Annotated in this window: 23 protein-coding genes, 1 pseudogene and 1 other annotated feature; of the genes and pseudogenes, 10 read left to right on the forward strand and 14 right to left on the reverse strand. The window is 57.8% G+C overall.

The genetic code is table 11. The features are described from left to right. The 6 genes from FT726_RS18970 to oppF form a co-directional block, all read left to right on the forward strand. Positions 1-1,607: ABC transporter substrate-binding protein (locus FT726_RS18970; protein ID WP_346303222.1), on the forward strand; the 1,607-nt coding region annotated here is incomplete at its 5' end. Positions 1,608-1,765: 158 nt separating this feature from the next. Next, the gene (gene oppA / locus FT726_RS18975; protein WP_346303223.1) at positions 1,766-3,406 is read left to right on the forward strand and encodes an oligopeptide ABC transporter substrate-binding protein OppA; all 1,641 of its coding nucleotides are present in this window, start codon (positions 1,766-1,768) and stop codon (positions 3,404-3,406) included. Between the two features lie 81 nt (positions 3,407-3,487). Then, the gene (gene oppB / locus FT726_RS18980) at positions 3,488-4,408 is read left to right on the forward strand and encodes an oligopeptide ABC transporter permease OppB (RefSeq protein ID WP_021510085.1); all 921 of its coding nucleotides are present in this window, start codon (positions 3,488-3,490) and stop codon (positions 4,406-4,408) included. 15 nt (positions 4,409-4,423) lie between these two features. Further along, complete coding sequence (oppC, locus tag FT726_RS18985) at positions 4,424-5,332, forward strand: oligopeptide ABC transporter permease OppC (protein WP_021510086.1); 909 nt, start codon at positions 4,424-4,426, stop codon at positions 5,330-5,332. A gap of 11 nt (positions 5,333-5,343) precedes the next feature. Continuing rightward, on the forward strand, positions 5,344-6,363 hold the full coding sequence (locus FT726_RS18990) for an ABC transporter ATP-binding protein (protein ID WP_021510087.1): 1,020 nt from the start codon (positions 5,344-5,346) through the stop codon (positions 6,361-6,363). After that, positions 6,360-7,364 (forward strand): murein tripeptide/oligopeptide ABC transporter ATP binding protein OppF, encoded by a 1,005-nt coding sequence (oppF, locus tag FT726_RS18995; protein WP_021510088.1) that lies wholly within the window; start codon positions 6,360-6,362, stop codon positions 7,362-7,364. Before FT726_RS18990 ends, oppF begins: the two co-directional genes overlap by 4 nt. A 58-nt stretch (positions 7,365-7,422) precedes the next feature. On the opposite strand, the gene FT726_RS19000 is transcribed toward oppF, so the two are convergent. After that, positions 7,423-7,752, reverse strand: coding sequence for an HI1450 family dsDNA-mimic protein (locus FT726_RS19000; protein ID WP_013509338.1), 330 nt, complete (start codon positions 7,750-7,752; stop codon positions 7,423-7,425). 37 nt (positions 7,753-7,789) lie between these two features. Next, a complete protein-coding gene (gene cls / locus FT726_RS19005) occupies positions 7,790-9,250 on the reverse strand; it encodes a cardiolipin synthase (RefSeq protein WP_021510090.1) in 1,461 nt (486 codons plus the stop codon). Positions 9,251-9,412: 162 nt separating this feature from the next. On the opposite strand from cls, the gene FT726_RS19010 reads away from it, so the two are divergent. After that, a complete protein-coding gene (locus tag FT726_RS19010; RefSeq protein ID WP_088517180.1) occupies positions 9,413-9,586 on the forward strand; it encodes a YciY family protein in 174 nt (57 codons plus the stop codon). A gap of 16 nt (positions 9,587-9,602) precedes the next feature. Here the strand turns inward: FT726_RS19010 and FT726_RS19015 are convergent, their stop codons facing one another. Together FT726_RS19015 and FT726_RS19020 are read right to left on the reverse strand one after the other, a co-directional pair. Then, positions 9,603-9,776, reverse strand: coding sequence for a hypothetical protein (locus tag FT726_RS19015; protein WP_021510092.1), 174 nt, complete (start codon positions 9,774-9,776; stop codon positions 9,603-9,605). Further along, positions 9,776-10,072, reverse strand: a complete 297-nt coding sequence (locus FT726_RS19020; protein WP_010617723.1) for a YciI family protein — start codon at positions 10,070-10,072, stop codon at positions 9,776-9,778. The genes FT726_RS19015 and FT726_RS19020 overlap by 1 nt, the downstream gene beginning before the upstream one ends. A gap of 205 nt (positions 10,073-10,277) precedes the next feature. Here FT726_RS19020 and tonB point away from each other — a divergent pair, with 205 nt between their 5' ends. Further along, the gene (gene tonB, locus FT726_RS19025; protein WP_031280217.1) at positions 10,278-11,009 is read left to right on the forward strand and encodes a TonB system transport protein TonB; all 732 of its coding nucleotides are present in this window, start codon (positions 10,278-10,280) and stop codon (positions 11,007-11,009) included. Positions 11,010-11,061: 52 nt separating this feature from the next. Here tonB and yciA read toward each other — a convergent pair whose 3' ends face one another. The 4 genes from yciA to FT726_RS19045 are packed head-to-tail and all read right to left on the reverse strand — an operon-like array spanning position 11,062 to position 13,311. Next, the gene (gene yciA / locus FT726_RS19030) at positions 11,062-11,478 is read right to left on the reverse strand and encodes an acyl-CoA thioester hydrolase YciA (RefSeq protein WP_058758638.1); all 417 of its coding nucleotides are present in this window, start codon (positions 11,476-11,478) and stop codon (positions 11,062-11,064) included. Between the two features lie 54 nt (positions 11,479-11,532). Continuing rightward, positions 11,533-12,072, reverse strand: a complete 540-nt coding sequence (locus FT726_RS19035; protein ID WP_058758637.1) for a septation protein A — start codon at positions 12,070-12,072, stop codon at positions 11,533-11,535. A gap of 60 nt (positions 12,073-12,132) precedes the next feature. Then, a complete protein-coding gene (locus FT726_RS19040; protein ID WP_104092993.1) occupies positions 12,133-12,867 on the reverse strand; it encodes a YciC family protein in 735 nt (244 codons plus the stop codon). Between the two features lie 27 nt (positions 12,868-12,894). Next, positions 12,895-13,311 carry a YkgJ family cysteine cluster protein gene (locus FT726_RS19045; RefSeq protein ID WP_346303224.1) on the reverse strand — a complete coding sequence of 139 codons (417 nt, stop codon included), beginning with the start codon at positions 13,309-13,311 and terminating at the stop codon, positions 12,895-12,897. Positions 13,312-13,556: 245 nt separating this feature from the next. Between FT726_RS19045 and ompW the strand changes: the two genes are divergently transcribed. Beyond that, the gene (gene ompW, locus FT726_RS19050; protein ID WP_346303225.1) at positions 13,557-14,189 is read left to right on the forward strand and encodes an outer membrane protein OmpW; all 633 of its coding nucleotides are present in this window, start codon (positions 13,557-13,559) and stop codon (positions 14,187-14,189) included. A gap of 47 nt (positions 14,190-14,236) precedes the next feature. Here the strand turns inward: ompW and FT726_RS19055 are convergent, their stop codons facing one another. From FT726_RS19055 to FT726_RS19080, 6 genes and pseudogenes are all read right to left on the reverse strand, one after another. Next, positions 14,237-14,551: a BON domain-containing protein gene (locus tag FT726_RS19055; protein WP_021510099.1), complete on the reverse strand. Its 315-nt coding sequence runs from the start codon at positions 14,549-14,551 to the stop codon at positions 14,237-14,239. A 171-nt stretch (positions 14,552-14,722) separates the two neighbouring features. Then, positions 14,723-15,526: a tryptophan synthase subunit alpha gene (trpA, locus tag FT726_RS19060; protein WP_211724401.1), complete on the reverse strand. Its 804-nt coding sequence runs from the start codon at positions 15,524-15,526 to the stop codon at positions 14,723-14,725. Beyond that, positions 15,526-16,719, reverse strand: coding sequence for a tryptophan synthase subunit beta (gene trpB / locus FT726_RS19065; RefSeq protein WP_058758632.1), 1,194 nt, complete (start codon positions 16,717-16,719; stop codon positions 15,526-15,528). Before trpB ends, trpA begins: the two co-directional genes overlap by 1 nt. Before the next feature lie 46 nt (positions 16,720-16,765). Then, on the reverse strand, positions 16,766-18,133 hold the full coding sequence (gene trpCF, locus FT726_RS19070) for a bifunctional indole-3-glycerol-phosphate synthase TrpC/phosphoribosylanthranilate isomerase TrpF (protein WP_346303226.1): 1,368 nt from the start codon (positions 18,131-18,133) through the stop codon (positions 16,766-16,768). A gap of 1 nt (position 18,134) precedes the next feature. Further along, positions 18,135-19,728 (reverse strand): annotated as a pseudogene (trpD, locus tag FT726_RS19075) (bifunctional anthranilate synthase glutamate amidotransferase component TrpG/anthranilate phosphoribosyltransferase TrpD). Further along, positions 19,728-21,290, reverse strand: coding sequence for an anthranilate synthase component 1 (locus tag FT726_RS19080; protein WP_288422467.1), 1,563 nt, complete (start codon positions 21,288-21,290; stop codon positions 19,728-19,730). The pseudogene trpD and the gene FT726_RS19080 overlap by 1 nt, the downstream one beginning before the upstream one ends. Before the next feature lie 23 nt (positions 21,291-21,313). Next, positions 21,314-21,418: a sequence feature (Trp leader region), on the reverse strand. Between the two features lie 155 nt (positions 21,419-21,573). Between FT726_RS19080 and rnm the strand changes: the two genes are divergently transcribed. After that, the gene (rnm, locus tag FT726_RS19085; protein ID WP_088517175.1) at positions 21,574-22,458 is read left to right on the forward strand and encodes an RNase RNM; all 885 of its coding nucleotides are present in this window, start codon (positions 21,574-21,576) and stop codon (positions 22,456-22,458) included. The last annotated feature ends 5 nt before the right edge of the window (positions 22,459-22,463 follow it).

Below are 22,463 nucleotides of genomic sequence, written 5' to 3' on the forward strand. Positions count from 1 at the left end.
CGCGCACGTTTCTGGCGCTTTGCCTCTCCAGTGCGCTGGCGCAAAGTCAGGCCGCTGAGATCCCAGCCGGGACGTCATTAGCGGATACGCAACGCATCGTTATTAACAACGGCAGCGAAGTGTCCTCGCTTGATCCACAAAAAGTCGAGGGCGTGCCGGAATCCAATGTGATTCGCAATCTGCTGGAAGGACTGGTTGAGACCGACAACAATGGTCAACTGGTGCCCGGCGTGGCGCAGCAGTGGCAAAATCAGCAGGGCCGCATCTGGACGTTCACGCTGCGTAAAGACGCCCGCTGGAGCAATGGTGAGCCGGTCACCGCGCAGGACTTTGTCTACAGCTGGCAGCGTCTGGCCGATCCGCGCACCGCCTCGCCGTACGCCAGCTATTTGCAGGCTGCGCACATCAGCAACATTGATGCCATTCTGGCTGGTAAAGCTGCGCCTTCCCAGCTGGGCGTGAAAGCGCTGGACGACCATCATTTGCAGGTTACGCTCTCTGAACCGGTACCGTATTTTGTTGATATGCTGGCTCATACCTCGATGAAACCGGTGTATCGTCCGGCGGTAGAGCAGTGGGGCGATGCCTGGACACAGCCGCAGCACTACGTGGGTAATGGCGCTTACACGCTGGCGGACTGGGTGGTGAATGAGCAGATCGTGGTGAAGCGTAATCCGCACTACTGGGACAATGCCCATACCACGCTGGACGAAGGCGTGTTTCTGGCGCTCACCTCTGAGAATAGCGATATAAACCGCTATCGCAGTGGCGGCACCGACATGACCAACAGCGTGGTGCCGCCCGATATGTTCAAAAAACTGCAGCAGGCGCTGGGAGATGAAGTAAAAGTCAGCCCGCTGCTATGCACCTTCTATTACGAAATCAATAACAAGAAAGCGCCGTTTGACGACGTCCGCGTACGCAGCGCGCTGAAGTTAACGCTCGACCGCGACATCATCGCACAGAAAATTATGGGGCAGGGACAGATCCCGGCCTACGGCCTGACGCCGCCCTTTATTCACGGTATTTCTCTCAATACGCCGGCGTGGGCGCAGCAGACACAGGCGCAACGTAACGCGGCAGCGAAGCAGCTGCTGGCGGAAGCTGGCTTCAATGCCCAGCATCCGCTGCGTTTTACCCTGCTGTATAACACCTCAGAACAGAACAAGCGTCAGGCGATCGCGGCTGCCTCGATGTGGCAAAATAATCTCGGTGCGCAGGTCACGCTGCAAAATCAGGAGTGGAAAACGCTACTGGAGACCCGTCATCAGGCACAGTTTGATGTGGTGCGCGCCACCTGGTGTGCGGATTACAACGAGCCATCCAGCTTCCTCAATCTGCTGCTGAGTAGCTCCTCCATCAACACCGCGTTTTATCACAGCGCCGCATTTGATGCGCTGATGGCGCAAACGCTCAACACTGCTGATGACGCGCAGCGCGCGCAACTCTATCAGCAGGCGGAACAACAGCTGGATCGGGATTCACCGATCATCCCGGTTTACTACCGCGTTAGCGTGCGGCTGGTGAAGCCGTGGGTGGGCGGTTTCAGCGGCAAAGATCCGCAGGATATGCTGGCGCTGAAATACTATTACATAAAGAAACATTGAGTAATGTGACGATCCGGCGCTACAGTCGGGCGTCACGTTGCCGTGGTAACCCTGCAGGGTGGTAGTGATCTTCGCGCAGACAGGCGGAGATCTCCCGGAAACGGGGTACGCCGGGCGGTCAGCCGACCCGGTGACGATAATAAAACTGGAGCGTAATAATGAACAACATCACGAAAAAAAGCCTGATCGCCGCAGGCGTACTGGCGGCCATCAGCGCGCTGGCAGGGAATGCTGCACTGGCGGCCAACGTACCGGCGGGTACCGAATTGGCAGCGAAACAGGAACTGGTGCGCGGCAATGGCGATGAAGTGCAGTCGCTGGATCCGCACAAAATCGAAGGCGTGCCGGAAGATAATATCGCCCGTGACCTGTATGAAGGTCTGATCGTGAGCGACAGCAACGGTAAGCCGGTTCCGGGCGTCGCGGAAAGCTGGGAAAACAAAGACTACAAAGTCTGGACCTTCCATCTGCGTAAAAATGCCAAATGGTCAAACGGCGAGCCGGTCACCGCGCAGGACTTCGTCTACAGCTGGCAGCGTCTGGTCGATCCAAAAACCGCCTCGCCTTATGCGAGCTACCCGCAGTATGGCCACATCCTCAACGTGGATGACATCATCGCCGGTAAAAAACCGACCTCCGATCTTGGCGTGAAAGCACTGGATGACCACACGCTGGAAGTGACGCTGAGCGAGCCGGTACCGTACTTCGATAAGCTGCTGATCAACGCGGTGATGTCACCGGTGTATAAGCCAGCCATTGAGAAGTTTGGCGACCAGTGGACGCAGCCGCAGAACTGGGTCGGCAACGGTGCCTTCAAACTGGAATCTCACGTGATCAACGAACGCGTGACGCTGGTGCGTAACCCGGAATACTGGGACAACGAACATACCGTACTGAATAAAGTCACCTTCCTGCCAATCAACTCCGAAGTCAGCGATGTGAACCGTTATTTCTCCGAGAACGGCAGCGACATCACTTACAACAACATGCCGATCGAACTGTTTAAAAAACTGCAGCGTGATAACGGTAAAGAGCTGATGGTGAAACCGTATCTGTGCACCTACTACTATGAAATCAACAACCAGAAAGCACCGTTTACCGATGTTCGCGTGCGTACCGCGCTGAAGCTGGGTCTGGATCGCGACATCATGGTGAACAAAGTGCTGGCGCAGGGTCAACAGCCGGCCTACAGCTTCACACCGCCAGCCACTGACGGCATGGAACTGCTGCCGCCGGACTGGTACAAGTGGGATCAGAACAAGCGTAACGAAGAAGCGAAGAAACTGCTGGCCGAAGCCGGTTATACCGCCGACAAACCGCTGACCTTCAACCTGCTGTATAACACCTCCGATCTGCACAAAAAACTGGCGATTGCCGCTTCGTCTATCTGGAAAAAGAACATCGGCGTGAACATCAAGCTGGAAAACCAGGAGTGGAAAACCTTCCTGGATACCCGTCATCAGGGCAACTTCGATGTCTCCCGCGCAGCATGGTGTGCCGACTATAACGAACCGACTTCCTTCCTGAACATCATGCTGTCGGACAGCAGCAGTAACACCTCGCACTATAAGAGCGCGGACTTCGACAAAGTGATTCACGATGCGGTGAAAGCGGCGGATGACAAAGCGCGCGTGGCCGATTATCAGAAAGCAGAGCAGATCCTGGATAAAGACAGCACCATCGTGCCGGTTTACTACTACGTGAACGCGCGTCTGGTGAAACCGTACGTTGGCGGCTACACCGGCAACGATCCGCTGGATAAAACCCTGGATAAGAACCTGTACATCATTAAGCATTAATAGCACTCAGGCTATCGACAGTGGCGGTGCTGCGGCGCCGCCTTTTTGACTTTGTGAAGCAACAGCCTGGTAGGTACGGCAATGTTAAAATTCATCCTGCGTCGGCTCCTTGAAGCCATCCCGACGCTATTCATTCTGATCACCATCTCCTTCTTTATGATGCGACTGGCACCCGGCAGTCCGTTCACCGGCGAGCGTGCGCTGGCGCCGGAAGTCATGGCCAACATTGAGGCCAAATATCACCTCAACGACCCGATCGGCAAACAGTATCTCAGCTACCTGGTGCAGCTGGCACACGGCGATTTCGGGCCGTCGTTTAAATATAAAGACTACTCGGTTAACTACCTGGTCGGTCATGCGTTTCCGGTATCGGCCAAACTGGGGCTGGCAGCCTTCTTCCTTGCGGTGGTGCTGGGCGTGACGGCGGGGGTTATCGCCGCGCTGAAGCAAAACAGTTTGTGGGATTATGCGGTCATGGGGGTGGCGATGACCGGGGTGGTCATTCCCAGCTTCGTGGTGGCACCGCTACTGGTACTGATCTTTGCCATCACCCTGCGCTGGCTGCCGGGCGGCGGCTGGAATGGCGGGCAGTGGAACTACATGCTACTGCCGATGGTGGCGCTGTCACTGGCTTACATCGCCAGTATCGCCCGTATCACCCGCGGCTCGATGATTGAAGTGATGCACTCTAACTTCATCCGCACCGCGCGTGCGAAAGGTCTGCCGCTGCGCCGTATCGTGCTGCGCCACGCGCTGAAGCCGGCGCTGCTGCCGGTGCTCTCCTATATGGGGCCGGCGTTTGTTGGCATCATCACCGGTTCGATGGTAATCGAATCAATTTACGGTCTGCCGGGCATCGGTCAGCTGTTTGTCAACGGCGCACTGAACCGTGACTACTCGCTGGTGATGAGCCTGACCATTCTGGTCGGCGTGCTGACCATCCTGTTCAACGCGATCGTTGACGTGCTGTACGCCGTTATCGATCCGAAAATTCGTTACTGATGGTGGAGCTCGCTCATGATGTTAAGTAAGAAAAATAGCGAAGCTCTGGACGCGTTCAGCGAAAAGCTGGAAGTGGAAGGGCGCAGCCTGTGGCAGGACGCACGTCGCCGCTTTATTCATAACCGTGCGGCCCTTATCAGCCTGCTGGTGCTGCTGGTGATTGCGCTGTTCGTGGTGTTCGCCCCGATGCTGGCGCAGTTCAAATATGATGATACCGACTGGGCGATGATGTCTGCACCGCCGGACACCACCTCAGGGCACTGGTTTGGCACCGACTCATCGGGACGTGACCTGCTGGTGCGCGTGGCGATTGGCGGCCGTATCTCACTGATGGTTGGCATCGCTTCAGCGCTGATCGCGGTGCTGGTGGGCACGCTGTACGGTTCGCTGGCCGGCTACCTTGGCGGCAAGATTGACTCGGTGATGATGCGTATCCTGGAAATCCTCAACTCGTTCCCGTTTATGTTCTTCGTCATCCTGCTGGTGACCTTCTTTGGCCGCAATATCCTGCTGATCTTCGTTGCCATTGGCATGGTGTCATGGCTGGATATGGCGCGTATCGTGCGCGGCCAGACGCTGGGACTGAAGCGCAAAGAGTTCATCGAAGCGGCGCAGGTCGGCGGTGTTTCTACCGGCAATATCGTGCTGCGCCACATCGTGCCGAACGTGCTGGGCGTGGTGGTGGTGTATGCCTCGCTGCTGGTGCCAAGCATGATCCTGTTTGAATCCTTCCTGAGCTTCCTTGGCCTCGGTACCCAGGAGCCACTGAGCAGCTGGGGCGCGCTGTTGAGCGACGGCGCCAACTCGATGGAAGTATCACCGTGGCTGCTGATGTTCCCGGCGGGCTTCCTGGTGGTGACGTTGTTCTGTTTCAACTTTATCGGCGATGGCCTGCGTGACGCCCTCGACCCGAAAGATCGTTAAGGAGTTTCCCGATGACCCATCATGATACTCAGCAGCCGCTGGCGGCTGCACCTGCGGGAAACGCTAACCTGCTGCTGGACGTTAAAGATCTGCGCGTCACCTTTAGTACTCACGACGGCGACGTGACCGCTGTGAACGACCTCAACTTTTCCCTGCGCGCCGGTGAAACGCTGGGCATTGTCGGTGAATCCGGCTCCGGAAAATCGCAAACCGCGTTTGCACTGATGGGACTGCTGGCGAAAAATGGTCGCATTGGCGGCTCGGCGCAGTTCAACGGCAGCGAAATCCTCAATCTGCCGGAAAGCAAGCTGAACAAGCTGCGCGCGGAGCAGATTGCGATGATTTTCCAGGACCCGATGACATCGCTCAATCCGTACATGCGCGTCGGCGAACAGCTGATGGAGGTGCTGAAACTGCACAAAGGCATGAGCAGCGCCCAGGCGTTTGAAGAGTCGGTGCGCATGCTGGACGCGGTGAAAATGCCGGAAGCGCGCAAACGCATGAAGATGTTCCCGCACGAGTTTTCCGGTGGCATGCGTCAGCGCGTAATGATCGCCATGGCGCTGCTGTGCCGGCCAAAGCTGCTGATTGCCGATGAGCCAACCACTGCGCTGGATGTCACCGTGCAGGCGCAAATCATGACGCTGTTGAATGAGCTGAAGCGTGAATTTAACACCGCCATCATCATGATCACTCACGATCTCGGCGTTGTTGCCGGGATCTGTGACAAGGTACTGGTGATGTATGCCGGGCGCACCATGGAATATGGCCGTGCGCGCGATGTGTTCTACCAGCCGGCGCATCCGTACTCGATCGGTTTGCTGAGCGCGGTGCCGCGTCTTGACGCGGAGGGTGAGTCGCTGACCACCATTCCCGGCAACCCGCCCAACCTGTTGCGTCTGCCGCAGGGCTGTCCGTTCCAGCCGCGCTGCGCATATGCCATGGATATCTGTGCCAAATCACCGCCGCTTGAACCGTTTGCCGAAGGGCGCCTGCGCGCCTGCTTCAAACCGGTGGAGGAATTAGTATGAGCACCGTAATCGAAGAGAAAAAAGTGTTGCTGGAAATCGCCGATCTCAAGGTGCATTTCGATATCAAAGACGGCAAGCAGTGGTTCTGGCAGCCGCCGAAAACCCTGAAAGCGGTGGATGGTGTCAGTCTGCGTCTGTATGAAGGCGAAACCCTCGGCGTGGTCGGTGAGTCCGGCTGCGGCAAATCCACGCTGGCGCGCGCCATTATCGGTCTGGTGAAAGCTACCGACGGGCGCGTGGCGTGGCTGGGGCGCGATCTGCTGGGCCAGAGCCAGGAAGAGTGGCGTCAGGCGCGCAGTGACATTCAGATGATCTTCCAGGACCCGCTGGCCTCGCTCAACCCGCGTATGACCATTGGTGACATCATCGCCGAACCGCTGCGCACCTACTATCCAAAGATGCCGCGTCAGGAAGTGAAGGATAAGGTTAAAACCATGATGATGAAGGTCGGTCTGCTGCCGAACCTCATCAACCGCTATCCGCACGAGTTCTCCGGTGGCCAGTGCCAGCGTATCGGTATCGCCCGTGCGCTGATTCTTGAGCCGAAGCTGATTATCTGTGATGAGCCGGTGTCGGCGCTCGACGTGTCGATTCAGGCGCAGGTGGTTAACCTGCTGCAGAAACTGCAGCGTGAAATGGGCCTGTCGCTGATCTTCATCGCGCATGACCTGGCGGTGGTGAAGCACATCTCTGATCGCGTACTGGTGATGTATCTCGGCCACGCGGTTGAGCTGGGTACCTATGATGCGGTGTATAACGATCCGCAGCATCCGTATACCAAAGCGCTGATGTCGGCGGTGCCGATTCCTGATCCGGACTTGGAGAAGAATAAGCAGATTCAGCTGCTGGAAGGGGAACTGCCGTCGCCAATCAATCCGCCATCAGGCTGCGTGTTCCGTACCCGCTGCCCGATTGCCGGCCCGGAGTGCGCCAAAACCCGACCGCTACTGGAAGGCAGTTTCCGCCATGCGGTATCCTGTCTGAAGGTTGATCCGCTTTAATAGCGGTGCCATAAACAACAACGCCGGGCAGTGCCCGGCGTTTTTTATGCGCTGCGGCTTATTCACGCCACAGAATATGACACAGCTTATGGTCTTTCTCGCGGCACAGCAGGATGCGCGCGAACACATCGGTAATCGGTTCGCCGTCCGCTTCACCGAGGCCGATCACCACTTCTGAGAAGAAGTCAGGGTTGAGATCGAAATCCACATGTTCCTGCCAGTCTTCGGATGGATCAAACAGCTCGGCGCCGCCGCGCTCTTCAAATTGCAGATTGAACAGAATGATGTCTGCCGGATCGAGGTTATCGCCTGCCAGCTCAAGAAAAATATCGTAAGCCTGTTCCAGCGTTTCATCTTCAGTAAGGCGATTATTTAAATCCATGGTCATTCCTGCTTGCCCTGAGGCGGTAATATTTTCGCTCGTTTTACAGTAAAGGGCTAAAGAAGTAAAACAGTCGTTCGACGATGCGCTGCCACCAGGCACGTTTTGCCCAGCGCGCGCCGTCCAGCAGACGCGAACGGGCGATATAATCATCCTGGACCGTGGCGAGATCGCTACCAAAGCCGTCATCATCCACCACCAGCGTGATCTCGAAGTTGAGCCACAGGCTGCGCATATCCAGGTTCACCGTGCCCACCAGACTGAGCTGACCGTCCACCAGCACGCTCTTCGTGTGCAACAGGCCATCTTCAAACTGGTAGATTTTCACCCCGGCTTCCAGCAGTTCAGTGAAGAAGGCGCGGCTGGCCCAGCCGACCAGCAGCGAGTCATTATGGCGCGGTACAACAATGCTCACCTCAACGCCACGCAGCGCGGCGGTACAGATGGCGTGCAGTAAGTCGTCGCTCGGCACGAAGTAGGGCGTGGTCATGATCAGCTGCTCGCGCGCTGAATACACCGCCGTCAGCAGCGCCTGATGAATCATGTCCTCGGGGAAGCCCGGACCTGAGGCGATCACCTGAATGGTGTGACCGCTCTCCTGCTCAAACGGCATCACATTGCCGTCCGGCGCCGGCGGCAGAATGCGTTTGCCGGTTTCGATTTCCCAGTCGCAGGCGTAGACGATGCCCATGGTAGTGGCCACCGGGCCCTCCATGCGCGCCATCAGATCAATCCATTGACCCACGCCAGCATCCTGTTTAAAGAAGCGCGGATCCACCAGATTCATGCTGCCGGTATAGGCAATGTAGTTATCGATCAGCACCACTTTGCGGTGCTGACGCAAATCCATGCGGCGCAGGAACACACGCCACAGGCTGACCTGCAATGCCTCGACCACATCAATACCGGCGTTGCGCATCATGCCTACCCACGGACTGCGGAAGAACGCCACGCTGCCGGCGGAGTCCAGCATCAGGCGGCAGTGCACGCCGCGCCGTGAGGCAGCCATCAGCGATTCCGCCACATCATCAGCCAGACCACCCGGCTGCCAGATGTAGAACACCATCTCAATATTATGGCGCGCCAGCTGAATATCGCGGATCAGCGCCTGCATCACGTCATCGGCGCTGGTCAGCAGCTGCAGCTGATTGCCTTTAACGCCGGCAATACCCTGACGATGACGGCACAGCTCGAACAGGGAGCGCGCCACGTCACTGTGTTCAGTCGCGAAAATGTGACGACACTGTTTCAGGTCGTTGAGCCATTTGGCGGTCGAGGGCCACATGGTGCGGGCGCGTTCAGCGCGACGTTTACCTAAATGCAGTTCGCCAAACGACAGATAGGCGATAATACCCACCAGCGGCAGAATGTAGATGATCAGCAGCCAGGCCATCGCTGAGGTCACCGCTCGCCGCTTCATCAGGATGCGCAGCGTAACCCCGGCAATCAGCAGCCAGTAGCCAAACAGCAGCAACCAACTGATAAGGGTATAAAATGTGGTCATAAAGTGGACGTCCCGTTCGCGCTTTGATGGGCAAAGTTTACGTGTTGATCTGCGCCAGCGAAACCTTTAATCGTTGATGACGTTTCGATGAAGGTTTCGATTTGGCATTTTTAGCCAGATCACTATAATGCGTCGCGGGTTTAGCCAGTCAGAGAGGATGTGATGAGACGCAGCAGAAATGAAGTGGCCCGCTGGAGAATGTTACGCCAGGCGCATCGCCGTCGTGCCCGCTGGCTGGAAGGGCAGTCACGTCGTTATAAGCGCATCCATGCGATTCGTCATCAGGTAGCGCAGCAGCAGCGTCGCTCTATCCTGTTTATCACGCAGAATACCTGAGCAATGAACGCGGTCGTCAGTGGCCGCGTAATACCAGTGAAACATTCACTATCTGCAGGGCCGCCGCCAGTACCACCAGCATGACGATGTGCTGGCGCGCCTGACGCCAGCCCTGACGGCGCCACAGCCACAGCGCACGACCAATCAGCAGCAGCACCAGCACTAACAACAGAAGGGGCTGCCACTGCATCAGAACACCCGTTTAAACGGTTTAACCGTGACTTTGTCGTATACGCCAGCGGCGATATACGGATCGTCATTGGCCCATGACTGGGCCGTTTCCAGCGATGAGAACTCGGCAACAATCACAGAACCGGTGAAACCAGCCGGGCCCGGCTCATTACTGTCGACGGCAGGCAGAGGACCGGCGACAATCAGACGCCCCTCATCCTGCAGCAGCTGCAGACGCGCCAGGTGTGCCGGGCGCACGGAGTTACGTTTTTCCAGTGAATCTGCGGTATCTTCCGCATAAATGACGTAAAGCACGATGGGATACTCCCGTTAGACTTGCCGAATTTGCGAGACACGTTAAGTGATCGCTAAACAGAGTGCAAACGAAAGATAATGGGCGCGCGCTGCAACGCAGGCAGGGTTAAAAAGCGTCTTTCTTTTGGCCTTCAGTAGCGTGCTTATTGAAACTGATTGCTATTTGCATTTAAAATCAGCGCTTCACTCAATGAACATGACTGATATGACGACGTTGACTACGCCTTTTCCAACCCGAACGCCTGTGTCCGTGATTTTATCCGTGCTCCTTCACGGTTCGGTAATCGCCGGCATTCTTTATGCTTCATTTCATCAGACCATTGAGGTTCCTAAAGCGTCTCAGCCTATCAGCATTAGTATGGTAGCCCCCGAAGTGCAGCCTGAACCGGCACCGGCAGCAGTAACCCCGCCGCCGCCGCCCGAGCCGGAACCCGAGCCGGAAGTCGCGCCAGAGCCACCAAAAGCCGAGCCGGTGCCGATCCCTAAGCCGGAACCTAAACCGAAGCCAAAACCGAAACCGAAGCCAAAGGTGGAGAAAAAGGCAGAGCCGAAGCCGCGCCAGCAGGTGAAGCCGCAGGAGAATCCGTTTAAACAGGACGCGCCAGCCGCGCAAACGCGCCCCTCGACGGCACCGAAGAGTAATCCGGCCCCAACGCAGACGGTGTCGGATGGACCGAAAGCGATGAGCGTCAGCAAGCCGGCGTATCCGGCGCGTGCGTTCGCGCTGCGCGTTGAAGGGCGGGTGCGGGTGAAGTTTGACGTGGACAGCGATGGGCGCGTCGATAACGTCGAGATTTTGTCCGCCGAGCCGCGCAACATGTTTGAGCGCGAAGTGAAGCAGGCGATGAAGAAGTGGCGCTATCAGCCAGGACGGCCGGGCAAAGGGCTGACGATGAACATCGTGTTCCGCATTAACGGCGGCGCGAACATCGAGTAAAGCCAGACAGGCAAAGAAAAAGCGGCCATTCCGGGCCGCTTTTTTTATACGCTTAATTGCTCAGATTGGCCTGGCCTTCCGGCAGCGGACGGGATTTCCCGCTGTTATCGACCGCTACGTAAACAAACACCGCTTCGGTGGCGCAGTAAGTCTGGCCGATCGGTTCGGACGACACTTTTTTAATCCACACTTCCACGTTAATGGTCATCGAGCTATTGCCGGTGCGGATGCAGCGCGCGTAGCAGCTCACCACATCCCCGACGGCGACGGGCTTGAGGAAGGTCATACCATCCACGCGCACCGTTACCACGCGGCCTTTGGCAATCTCTTTAGCCAGTATCGCGCCGCCCATATCCATCTGCGACATCAGCCAGCCGCCGAAGATATCACCGTTGGCATTGGTATCTGCCGGCATCGCCAGGGTACGCGAGACCATCTCGCCTTGCGGCAACTTATGTTTTTCGTCCATTGCTCAGTTCTTCTGCAGGTGAAGACAAGCCCGGCGGAGACCGGGCTGCATCGATTATTTTTGTTCTTGTTGCGGCATCTGTCGCCAGATGTACAGGCCGCTTAACAGCGTAAACAGTAGGGTCAGGCCGGTAAGACCGAACACCTTAAAGTTAACCCAAAACGCCTGGGATAACCAAAACGCGACATAAATATTCGCCAGGCCGCAGGCCAGGAAGAACAGGGCCCAGGCGATATTCAGCCGACGCCATACCGCACCCGGCAGCTGCAGCTCTTTACCAAGCATGGTCTGGATCAGCGGTTGCTGCATGAACCACTGGCTGTACAGCAGTGCCAGCGCGAACAGCGAGTAAATCACTGTGACTTTCCACTTGATGAACTCATCGTTGTGGAACACATAGGTCAGGGTGCCGAACACCGCAACCAGCACAAAGGTGAAAATGGTCATCTTTTCCAGCTTGCGGTACAGCACCCAGCTGACCACCAGCGCGATACCGGTCGCCACCACCAGCGCGCCGGAGGCGACAAAAATGTCGTACAGCTTGTAGAAAATAAAGAAAACTACCAGGGGAAGAAAATCGAGTAACTGCTTCATAGCGTTTCCAGTCAGGGGCAGGAGCGTTGAGTTACGGCGCCGCCGCGGGCGCCGTAACGCTTAACGTAACAGCATATACAGCCGGTACAAATAGATAATCAGAATGGCTGATACCAGGTTGCCCAGCGCGTTGAGCACCACCGAAGCGATATTAGCAGGCAGCACGGTCAGCGAGGAGAAGAAGAACATCAGCGCAATTTTCGCCAGCAGCCACAAAATAATCGCCGGGGCGATCACCTTAATGTTCTTCCAGGCCAGACGCATACTGGCGCGCATCGCACTGAAAATGCCCATTTTTTCACTTGCCAGCATCACCGGCGCCAGCGACAGCAGAATCGCCAGAATCACACCAGGCACCATCAGTACCATAAAGCCCAGCTGAACCAGCAGGGTGATCAGGAAGGTCTGCACCAGCAGTTTCGGCAGCAGCGGTGCAGAGGCGCCAATCGCGCGCAGCGCGCTGACGCGCTGTCCACTGGATACCATCGGCAGCAGGCACAGCATGCCGCCCAATAGCAGCGTGTTGCCAATCAGGGCAGCGAAAGTGCCGGCGGCAGAGGCGCGCAGCAGAATGCGTTGCTGATCCGGTGACATGTTCTGGACGATTTCAAACAGCGATGAGGCGCTGCTGTCGGTCTGGCTGAGCAGGGATAACTGATCCTCGCCCGGCGTCAGGGCGTGGCCAACAATCACGGTAATAAACGAGGTCAGCAACGCCATCAGCACGATGGTGACCAGCTGATGGCGCAGAAAATTTCCTGTGTCACGGTATAACGAGCTTGCCGTGATAGACATGTACACTCCTTGAAGGAACCGGGTTAATTAACCCGGCGATTGTACATGTTCTGCAGGCAGGCTGGCACCCGGAATCCCATAACTTTCTGTCATCTCAGGTAAAGAAGGGTGAAAAAGCGGGGGTAAACCATAGCGCGCCCGGGCGCGATCGCAGGCGTCATTCGGCACGCCATTTTCGCCGGACATGGCGAACTCCCGGCACGGTGACGGCCGCTGCGCATAAATCCCACAGGAAACACAGCCGCCAATTTCACCCTGCAGCGCCACGCAGCGCGGGGCACGATCGTTGGTGCCGCGCATGTTGCGCATCATCAGGCTTAGGGGCTCTGTCAGTTCAACCGGCACTGTGCCACCACCGTCGTCGGCTTCGGCCCAGTAAAAAGAAACGCGAAAATGGGCGCAGCAGGCGCCACAGGTCATACAGGGGTTAAGTAAATCGCTCATCTGATCGCCCGCCACTCCTGAGGCTTCGAACCAAAATCACAAAAGGGGAATAGCAACATAATCACGCCGTGTCATGGCGGCAACAGGATTTTTATGTCCGCTTGTAAAGGCAAAATTGATCTGAATCAAATCATTGTTTTATAAGTGATTAATTTGAATTGATGCTGATGATCTTTTCGCAAAAAAGGGGTAAATCTTGTGCCGCGATTAACCTCAATACCCTGTTTTCCGGCAAAGGAGTGATTATGAAACTGGCTAAATGCGCGCTGCTGCTGGCGCTGGCGATCCCGCAACTGGCACTGGCTCACCAGGCCGGTGATTTTTTTGCGCGCGCCGGTAGCGCGACCGTTCGTCCGACCGAAGGCTCTGATAATGTGCTGGGTATGGGCGGCTTCAGCGTCAGTAATGATACCCAGCTGGGTCTGACGTTTACCTGGATGGCGACCGACAATATCGGCGTTGAGCTGCTGGCGGCCACGCCGTTCCGCCACAAAGTGGGACTTGGCCCGACCGGCAACCTCGCTACCGTGCGTCAGCTGCCGCCCACCCTGATGGCGCAGTACTACTTTCTCGACAGCCAAAGCGCTCTGCGCCCTTACGTTGGCGTCGGGATCAACTACACCACTTTCTACGATGCGAAGTTCAACCAGACAGGGCAGGATGCGCAGCTGAGCGATTTGAGCGTGAAAGATTCGTGGGGCGTGGCGGGTCAGGTCGGGCTGGATTATCAGATCAACCGCGACTGGATGCTCAACGCGTCATTGTGGTACATGGACATCGATACCGAAGTGAAATTCAAAGCGGCGGGCGAACAGCAGAATATCAATACCCGCATCGATCCGTGGGTGTTCTTCTTTGGCGCGGGCTACCGTTTCTGATTTTTACACCAGAAAGAAAAAGGGCGACCCGCAGGTCGCCCGTTTAGTTACTTAATCTGCATATTGTTGACGACGGATTTTACCCCCGCCACGTTACGCGTTACCGCAACCGCACGGTTGGCCATCTGCGGCGAGCTGACAAAGCCGCTCAGCTGTACTTTCCCTTTGAAGGTCTCAACGTTAATTTCTGTCGATTTCAGCGCCTCGTCATTCAGCAGCTGTGCCTTCACTTTGGTGGTAATGACCGTGTCATCGATGTAACCGCCGGTCCCTTCCTTTGTTGCTGTTGGTGCACAGGCACTTAAGGTGAGCGCCATCACTGCAGCCACTAAAAAACCCGCAACGACTTTGAACAATTTCATTGGTTATCTCCCTGTCATAGATGGTGGTGCACCGTAACGTGACGGCACGCTTAAGTGTGGGCCGTGCCTCGCATTTCGGCAACTCAGGCGCGATGAAAAAGTTTGTCGCAGGGGAAAAAAAGGAGGCAGGAAGTAAGAAGGGCCCTGCAGCCAGTGCAGGGCCGTGCCAACTCAGCGGGTAGCCGCTTTGAGATCGCTGACGAACGTTTGCAGTTCGCTGAGCAGCGCCGTTGGGTCGTTCTGATTACGCTCGATGATTTTTACGATGGCCGAGCCGGAGATGGCTCCGGCGGCTCCGGCGGCAACTGCCTCTTTCACCTGACCCGGCTCAGAGATGCCGAAGCCCTGCAGCGGTGGCGCAGCATGATATTCGCGCAGCTTCTCGATCAGATGATGCAGCGGCAGGCTGGCGCGATTTTCCGCACCGGTAACGCCGGCGCGTGACAGCAGATAGGTGTAGCCACGGCCGTGCGAGGCGATTTCGCGCAGCAGATCGTCATCCGCGTTGGGCGGACAGATAAAGATCGGCGCAATGTTGTGACGCATCGCCGCCTGGCGGAACGGGGCCGACTCTTCCACCGGCACGTCAGCCACCAGCACCGAGTCAACGCCCACCGCAGCGCACTGCGCGTAGAAGTTGTCGATACCTCTGCTGAACACCAGGTTGGCGTACATCAGCAGGCCAATCGGCAGATCGGGGTATTTCTGGCGCACGGTGGCGAGCATTTCAAAACACTGCGCTACGGTGGTGCCGCCGGCAAAGGCGCGCAGCGTAGCGCCCTGAATCGTCGGTCCATCGGCCAGCGGATCAGAGAACGGAATGCCCAGCTCCAGCGCATCCGCACCGCCCTCGACCAGCGCATCAATGATTTTCAGCGATAGCGCCGGTGACGGATCGCCAAGGGTGACGAAGGGCACAAACGCGCCTTCCTGTTTCGCGGACAGACGTTGAAACAGCTGATTATAACGCTCCATCAGATCTCTCCCTTAGCTTTCAGAATATCGTGAACGGTAAAGATGTCTTTGTCGCCGCGGCCGGAAAGGTTCACCACCAGCAGCTGCTCTTTGTCCGGGTTTTCGCGGATCATCTTCAGCGCATACGCCAGCGCGTGCGATGACTCCAGTGCCGGAATGATGCCTTCTGCACGACACAGCGTCTTAAAGGCCTCCAGCGCTTCATCATCCGTGATTGACACGTAGTCAGCGCGGCCGGTGCTGTTCAGGTGCGCATGCTGCGGACCGACCGACGGGAAATCGAGACCGGCAGAGATGGAGTAGGACTCTTCGATCTGTCCCTCTTCGGTCTGCATCATCGGCGCCTTCATGCCGAAATAGATGCCGACGCGACCGTGCTTGAGCGGCGCACCGTGCTCACCGGTGTCAATACCGTGACCCGCAGGCTCCACGCCGATCAGGCGCACGCTGCTCTCTTCGATGAAATCCGCAAACATGCCGATGGCGTTAGAACCGCCGCCGACGCACGCCAGTACCGCATCCGGCAGGCGACCCTCTTTTTCCAGAATCTGCGCTTTGGTCTCTTCGCCAATCATGCGCTGGAATTCACGCACAATGGTCGGGAACGGGTGCGGACCTGCGGCAGTGCCGAGCATGTAGTGCGCGGTTTCGTAGCTGCCGGACCAGTCGCGCAGCGCCTCGTTACAGGCATCTTTCAGCGTGGCCGAGCCGCTGTGTACCGGAATCACCTCTGCGCCCATCAGCCGCATACGGAACACGTTGGGTGACTGACGCTCAACGTCTTTCGCGCCCATGTAAATACGGCATTTCATGCCGAGCAGGGCACACGCCAGTGCCGACGCCACGCCGTGCTGACCGGCGCCGGTTTCCGCGATGATCTCGTTTTTGCCCATGCGTTTTGCCAGCAGCGCCTGGCCCAGCACCTGGTTAGTTTTGTGTGCGCCGCCGTGCAGCAGGTCTTCGCGCTTCAGGTACAGGCGGGTTTTGCTGCCTTTGGTCAGGTTGCTGCACAGCGTCAGGGCCGTCGGGCGACCGGCGTAGTTTTTCAGCAGGTCAGTGAATTCAGCCTGAAACGCCGGATCGCGCTGTGCTTCAACAAAGGCCGTTTCCAGCTGACGCAGTGCTGGCATCAAAATCTGCGGCACATACTGGCCGCCGAATTCGCCAAAGTAGGGATTAAGTAATGTCGTCATCGTGTCCTCTTCCTTATCCGGCCCGCCCGCAGGCGGGCAGACGCAATTAATAGGCGCGCAGCGTGCGGAATACCGCCGCGACTTTGCTGGCATCTTTGATGCCCGGCGCGGATTCCACGCCGGAGTTGAAGTCGAGGCCGGCACAGCCGAGCTGAGCGGCTTCGACGCAGTTATCGGCGCTCAGGCCACCGGCCAGCAGCACATCAGTCAGGTCTTCACCCTGCAGCAGCGACCAGTCAAAGCGCTGACCGCTGCCACCCTGGCCATTATCCAGCACGTAGCGATCAACGTGCGGCCAGTCGCGTGGCGGCAACCGATCTTGAATGCTCAGCGCCTTCCAGATGCGCACGCTGGCTGGCAGCGCCTGGCGCAGTTCCGCAACGTAGGCTTTGTCTTCGTCGCCGTGCAGCTGGACGGCCGCAAGCGATAAACGTGTGGCCAACGTGACAACGTCATTGATAGCCTGATTGCGGAACACGCCGACATACTTCAGCGGTGCAGCGGCGATCACCGCCTGTGCCTGCGCCTCGTTAACCTGGCGCGGCGAACCGGCGGCAAAGATCACGCCGCCATACAGCGCGCCAGCCTGATGCGCGGCCTGCGCATCTTCCGGGCGGGTCAGGCCGCACACCTTGTTATCGCCCAGCAGCACGCGGCGCACACCGGCGTCGAGGTCGTGCTCTTCCATCAGCGCCGAGCCAATTAAAAAGCCGTTAGCAAAATGGCTCAGCTCGCGCACCTGGGCGTAATTATGGATGCCGGACTCGCTGATTACGGTGACGCCATGGCTGAGACGCGGGGCCAGCTGACGCGTGCGATTCAGGTCAATCGACAAATCACGCAGATCGCGGTTGTTGATGCCGACCACTTTAGCTTCCAGCGCGATAGCGCGCTCCAGCTCTTCTTCGTTACTGACTTCGGTCAGCACGCCCATTTTCAGACTGTGCGCCACCGCAGCCAGCTGACGGTACTGCTCATCATCCAGTACGGACAGCATCAGCAGAATGGCATCGGCCTGATAATGGCGCGCCAGGTAAATCTGGTAGGGATCAATAATAAAGTCTTTGCACAGCACCGGCTGCGTGATGGCGGCGCTGACCACCGGCAGGAAATCAAAGCTGCCCTGGAAATATTTCTCATCGGTCAGCACTGACACCGCAGAGGCGTAATGGCGATAGATCCCGGCGATAGTCGCGGGATCAAAATCGGCGCGAATCAGCCCTTTCGACGGGGAGGCTTTTTTACACTCCAGAATGAAGACGGTGCGCGTGCCACGCAGCGCCTCGTAAAAATGACGCTCCGCCGGCTGCAGATCGTTCTGGAAGGAGGCCAGCGGCTGCTGCGATTTACGTGCTTCAACCCACAGGGCTTTATCCTGCACAATTTTCTCTAATACGGTGCCCTTGATACTCATTTCATCCTCTCGCTGCCAGTGCCACAACGCGCTCGTACGCCTGACCGCTGCGAATGGCAGCCATGGCGCGCTCAGCGTTATCGCGCAAATCTTCATTTCCGAATACTTTCAGCAACATTGCGACATTTACCGCAACGGCCTGCTCGTGGGCGGGCTGGCCTTTACCCTGGAGCAAACGCGTCAGAATGTCACGGTTTTCTTCCGGTGTGCCGCCGGCCAGCGCCTCTTTCGGCTGGAAGCTGAAGCCAAAGTCTTCCGGCGTCAGCTGGTAACTGGTGATTTCACCGTCACGCAGCTCAGCGACCTGGGTTGCACTGTGCAGCGCCACTTCATCCATGCCGCCACCGTGCACCACGGCAGCACGCTGGTAGCCCAGCACTTTCAGCGTCTGGGCGATGGGCAGCACCAGTTCCGGACTGTAGACGCCAATCACCGCCAGCGGTGGGCGCGCCGGGTTGATCAGCGGACCCAGCACGTTAAATAGCGTGCGGGTTTTCAGCTGCTGGCGCACCGGCATCGCGTGGCGGAAACCGCTGTGATACTGCGGCGCAAACAGGAAACAGACGTTGAGATCGTCCAGCGCCTGCCGTGCCTGCTGCGCCGGCATGTCGAGATTGATACCGAAAGCGGCCAGCAGATCGGAAGATCCGGATTTGCTGGAGACGCTGCGGTTGCCGTGCTTGGCCACTTTCAGCCCGCAGGTGGCGGCGACAAAGGCGCTGGCCGTGGAAATATTAATGCTGTTGCTGCCATCACCGCCGGTGCCAACGATATCGGCAAACGTATAGTCCGGACGCGGGAACGGTCTGGCATCGGCCAGCAGCGCGGAGGCGGCACCGGCGATCTCTTCCGGGCGCTCGCCACGCACTTTCATGGCGATCAGCGCCGCTGCCAGCTGCGTCGGCTCCAGCTGTCCGGTAATAATCGCGCTGAACAGCTGGTGGCTCTCGGCCTGGCTCAGCGTTTGCGCCTGATACAGTTTTTCCAGAATAGTTTGCATCATCATCTCCCTGTTATTTCGCCAGCGCCCAGGCCAGTGTTTGCTCCAGCAGACGTGCGCCCTGCGTGGTGAGAATCGACTCGGGATGGAACTGGAAGCCGCACACGCGGTCCGTTTCGTGACGCACCGCCATCACCATGCCGTTGTAGCTGGCGTTAACCGTCAGTTCCGCCGGCGTATTGCTGCCCACCAGCGAGTGGTAACGCGCCACCGGCAGCGGGTTGCTGAGGCCGGTAAACATCGCCTCGCCATCATGGGTAATGGCGGAGGCTTTGCCGTGCAGAATTTCGCCCGCCTGGCCGACGTGCCCGCCGTAAGCTTCGACAATGGCCTGATGGCCGAGACAGATACCAATGATCGGCAGCTGACCGCGCAGCGCCTGTAACAGCTGCGGCATGCAGCCGGCATCTTTGGGTGCGCCAGGGCCGGGTGAGAGCATCAGCACCGGGTTTTCCATCTGCTGCAGGCGGTCGATCAGCACTTCTGCCGGGACGTTGTTGCGGTAGATCACCACGTTGTGGCCAAAGGTACGCAGCTGATCAACGAGGTTGTAGGTAAAGGAGTCGATATTATCGAGCAGCAGGATATCGGCCATCAGAAAATCTCCTTGCAGTGATGGGCAGTAGCGATGGCGCGCAATACCGCGCGGGCTTTGTTGCGGCTCTCATCCGCTTCAGCCTGAGGCTGAGAATCCAGCACCACGCCGGCACCGGCCTGCACGGTGGCAACGCCACCTTCCACCCAGGCGGAGCGGATGACGATGCAGGTATCAAGGTCGCCGCTGGCGGTGAAGTAGCCGACCGCGCCGCCGTAGCTGCCGCGCCGCGTGCCTTCTTTTTCCGCAATCAGCTGCATCGCACGCACTTTCGGTGCACCACTCAGCGTGCCCATGTTCATGCAGGCGCGATAGGCGTGCAGCACATCAAGATCGTTGCGCAGCGTGCCAACCACGCGGGACACCAGATGCATCACAAACGAGTAGCGGTCCACTTTGGTTAAATCCGCCACGTAACGGCTGCCGGGCACACAGATACGCGCCAGGTCGTTGCGCGCCAGATCCACCAGCATCAGGTGCTCAGCCAGCTCTTTATGATCGGTGCGCATTTCCAGTTCAATACGGCTGTCCAGGTCGCGATCCAGCGAGCCATCCGCATGGCGACCGCGCGGACGCGTACCGGCAATCGGGTAGATTTCGATCTGGCGTGAGCTGGCGTCATACTTCAGCGAGCTCTCCGGCGAAGCGCCGAACAGCGCAAAATCCTGATCCTGCATAAAGAACATGTACGGGCTGGGGTTGCTGTTTTTCAGCGTATCGTAAGCCGCCAGCGGTGACGGGCACGGCAGTGAGAAGCGGCGCGATGGTACCACCTGGAAAATTTCACCGATGCGAATGGCCTGCTGCAGTTCGCTTACCACGTTGCAGTAAGCTTCATCGCTCTGGCTGGTGCTCAGCGTCATCTGCTCGACGCGCTGCACCGGCAGCGCTGGCGCTGGCTGCGTCATCTGACCGTGCAGCTGTTCGATACGGCTCTGCAGACGCTGAAACTCGCTGGTGGACGGCGCAAACAGGCTGGCCTGCAGACGGGCGCTGCGCTGCTGGTGATCGATCACCAGTAACGTTTCGGCGAGGTAGAAACAGTAATCCGGGCAGCTTTGGTCATTGCGCAGCGGCGGCAGATCTTCAAATCCCGCCACCAGATCGTAGGCAAACAGGCCGCCCAGCAGCATGGCTTCACGTTCTTCGGCCGGGCTGTTAACCAGATGCGGAATCAGACGCAGCGCATCAAACACCGACAGCGCTTTCAGGCGGGAGTCTTCATCGTGCAGACCCTCAACCGGCGTGAAATGCAGCTCACGTCCGTCCGGGCGCACGGCGATGCGCACCTCGGGGGGCAGTGTTTCGTCCAGCAGCGGCAGCAGCGCGCGGCCGTTTTCCGACAGCGCCTGCAGGGTAACAACATTGCCCAGGGCGCTGATGCGCAGCGCGCTGTCGACAATCAGCAGGCTTTTCAGGTTCTGCTTGCTGTCGATATCGGCAGATTCAAGCAGCAGAGTTGCCGGACGTGCGCCGCATAATTGATGAAACACTGCGGCCGGATCTTCGCGGTAGGGCGCGGTACCGGTAATCAACTTCAATGTAGGTTTCGCATTAGCCATAATGGATTCTCTGAATTTCGCTCAAAAAAAAGCCCGCTCGGTGGCGGGCTCAGGTATCTGCACTGCGGTTACGCAAAATGTGCATGACGACGTCGCCCGTGAAAGGGATCATCGCGCCACCAACCATTAACATGCGTACCGATAAGAGCCATGATTAAATACCCGTTACGTGTGAACTTGTGTACTAGTTAACTGGTTCGGGTGAAAAAAGTCAATACCCTTTTTCAGTTACGGGCAAAATCGTTATCATGCCAGCCGGTTTAATGCAGTCGCTGGAGTGACCTTGTCAGATATCGCCCGTTTTCCACTTTATGATTTACACAGCCATACCCAGGCTTCTGACGGTTTGCTGACGCCGACCGCGCTGGTGCAGCGCGCCGTTGAGATGCACGTCGGCGTGCTGGCGATTACCGATCACGACAGCGTGGCGGGCGTTGCTGAAGCGCAGGCGGCGGTGCAGCAGCTTCAGCTACCGCTACGGGTACTGGCCGGTGTGGAAGCGTCGACGCTGTGGGAAAACCACGAAATTCATATTGTCGGGCTCAACGTTGATACGCAGCATCCGGCGTTAACCGCTTTTCTGGCGCAGCAGCACCAGTGCCGTATGGCACGTGCAGAACTGATTGCCGAACGGCTGGAGCGCGCGCGCATTCCTGACGCGCTGGCCGGCGCTCAGCGTCTGGCGCAGGGCGGGGTGATCACCCGCGGGCATTTTGCCCGCTATCTGGTAGAGCTGGGCAAAGCCGATAACATGGCGCAGGTATTTAAAAACTATCTGGCGCGCGGCAAAACCGGCTACGTGCCACCACAATGGTGTACAATTAAACAAGCCATTGATGCTATTCATCATTCTGGCGGCGTGGCGGTGCTGGCCCATCCTGCGCGCTACGGACTGTCGGCCAAATGGCTGAAGCGACTGATTGCGCATTTTGCCGCAGAAGGCGGCGATGCGATGGAAGTGGCGCAGTGTCAGCAGGCACCGAATGAACGTACCCAGCTGGCGAGCTATGCGCGCGATAATCAGCTGGCGGCTTCGCAGGGGTCCGATTTTCACCAACCCTGTCCGTGGATTGAACTGGGGCGCAAGCTATGGCTGCCGGGCGGCGTGGAGCCGGTCTGGGAGCGTTTTCCCGCTTTAGCGCCGGTCAGATCGCACGTTGATGGGTGATATGA

This window comes from Pantoea sp. Morm (assembly GCF_016643525.1).
GTDB classification, from domain to species: domain Bacteria; phylum Pseudomonadota; class Gammaproteobacteria; order Enterobacterales; family Enterobacteriaceae; genus Pantoea; species Pantoea dispersa.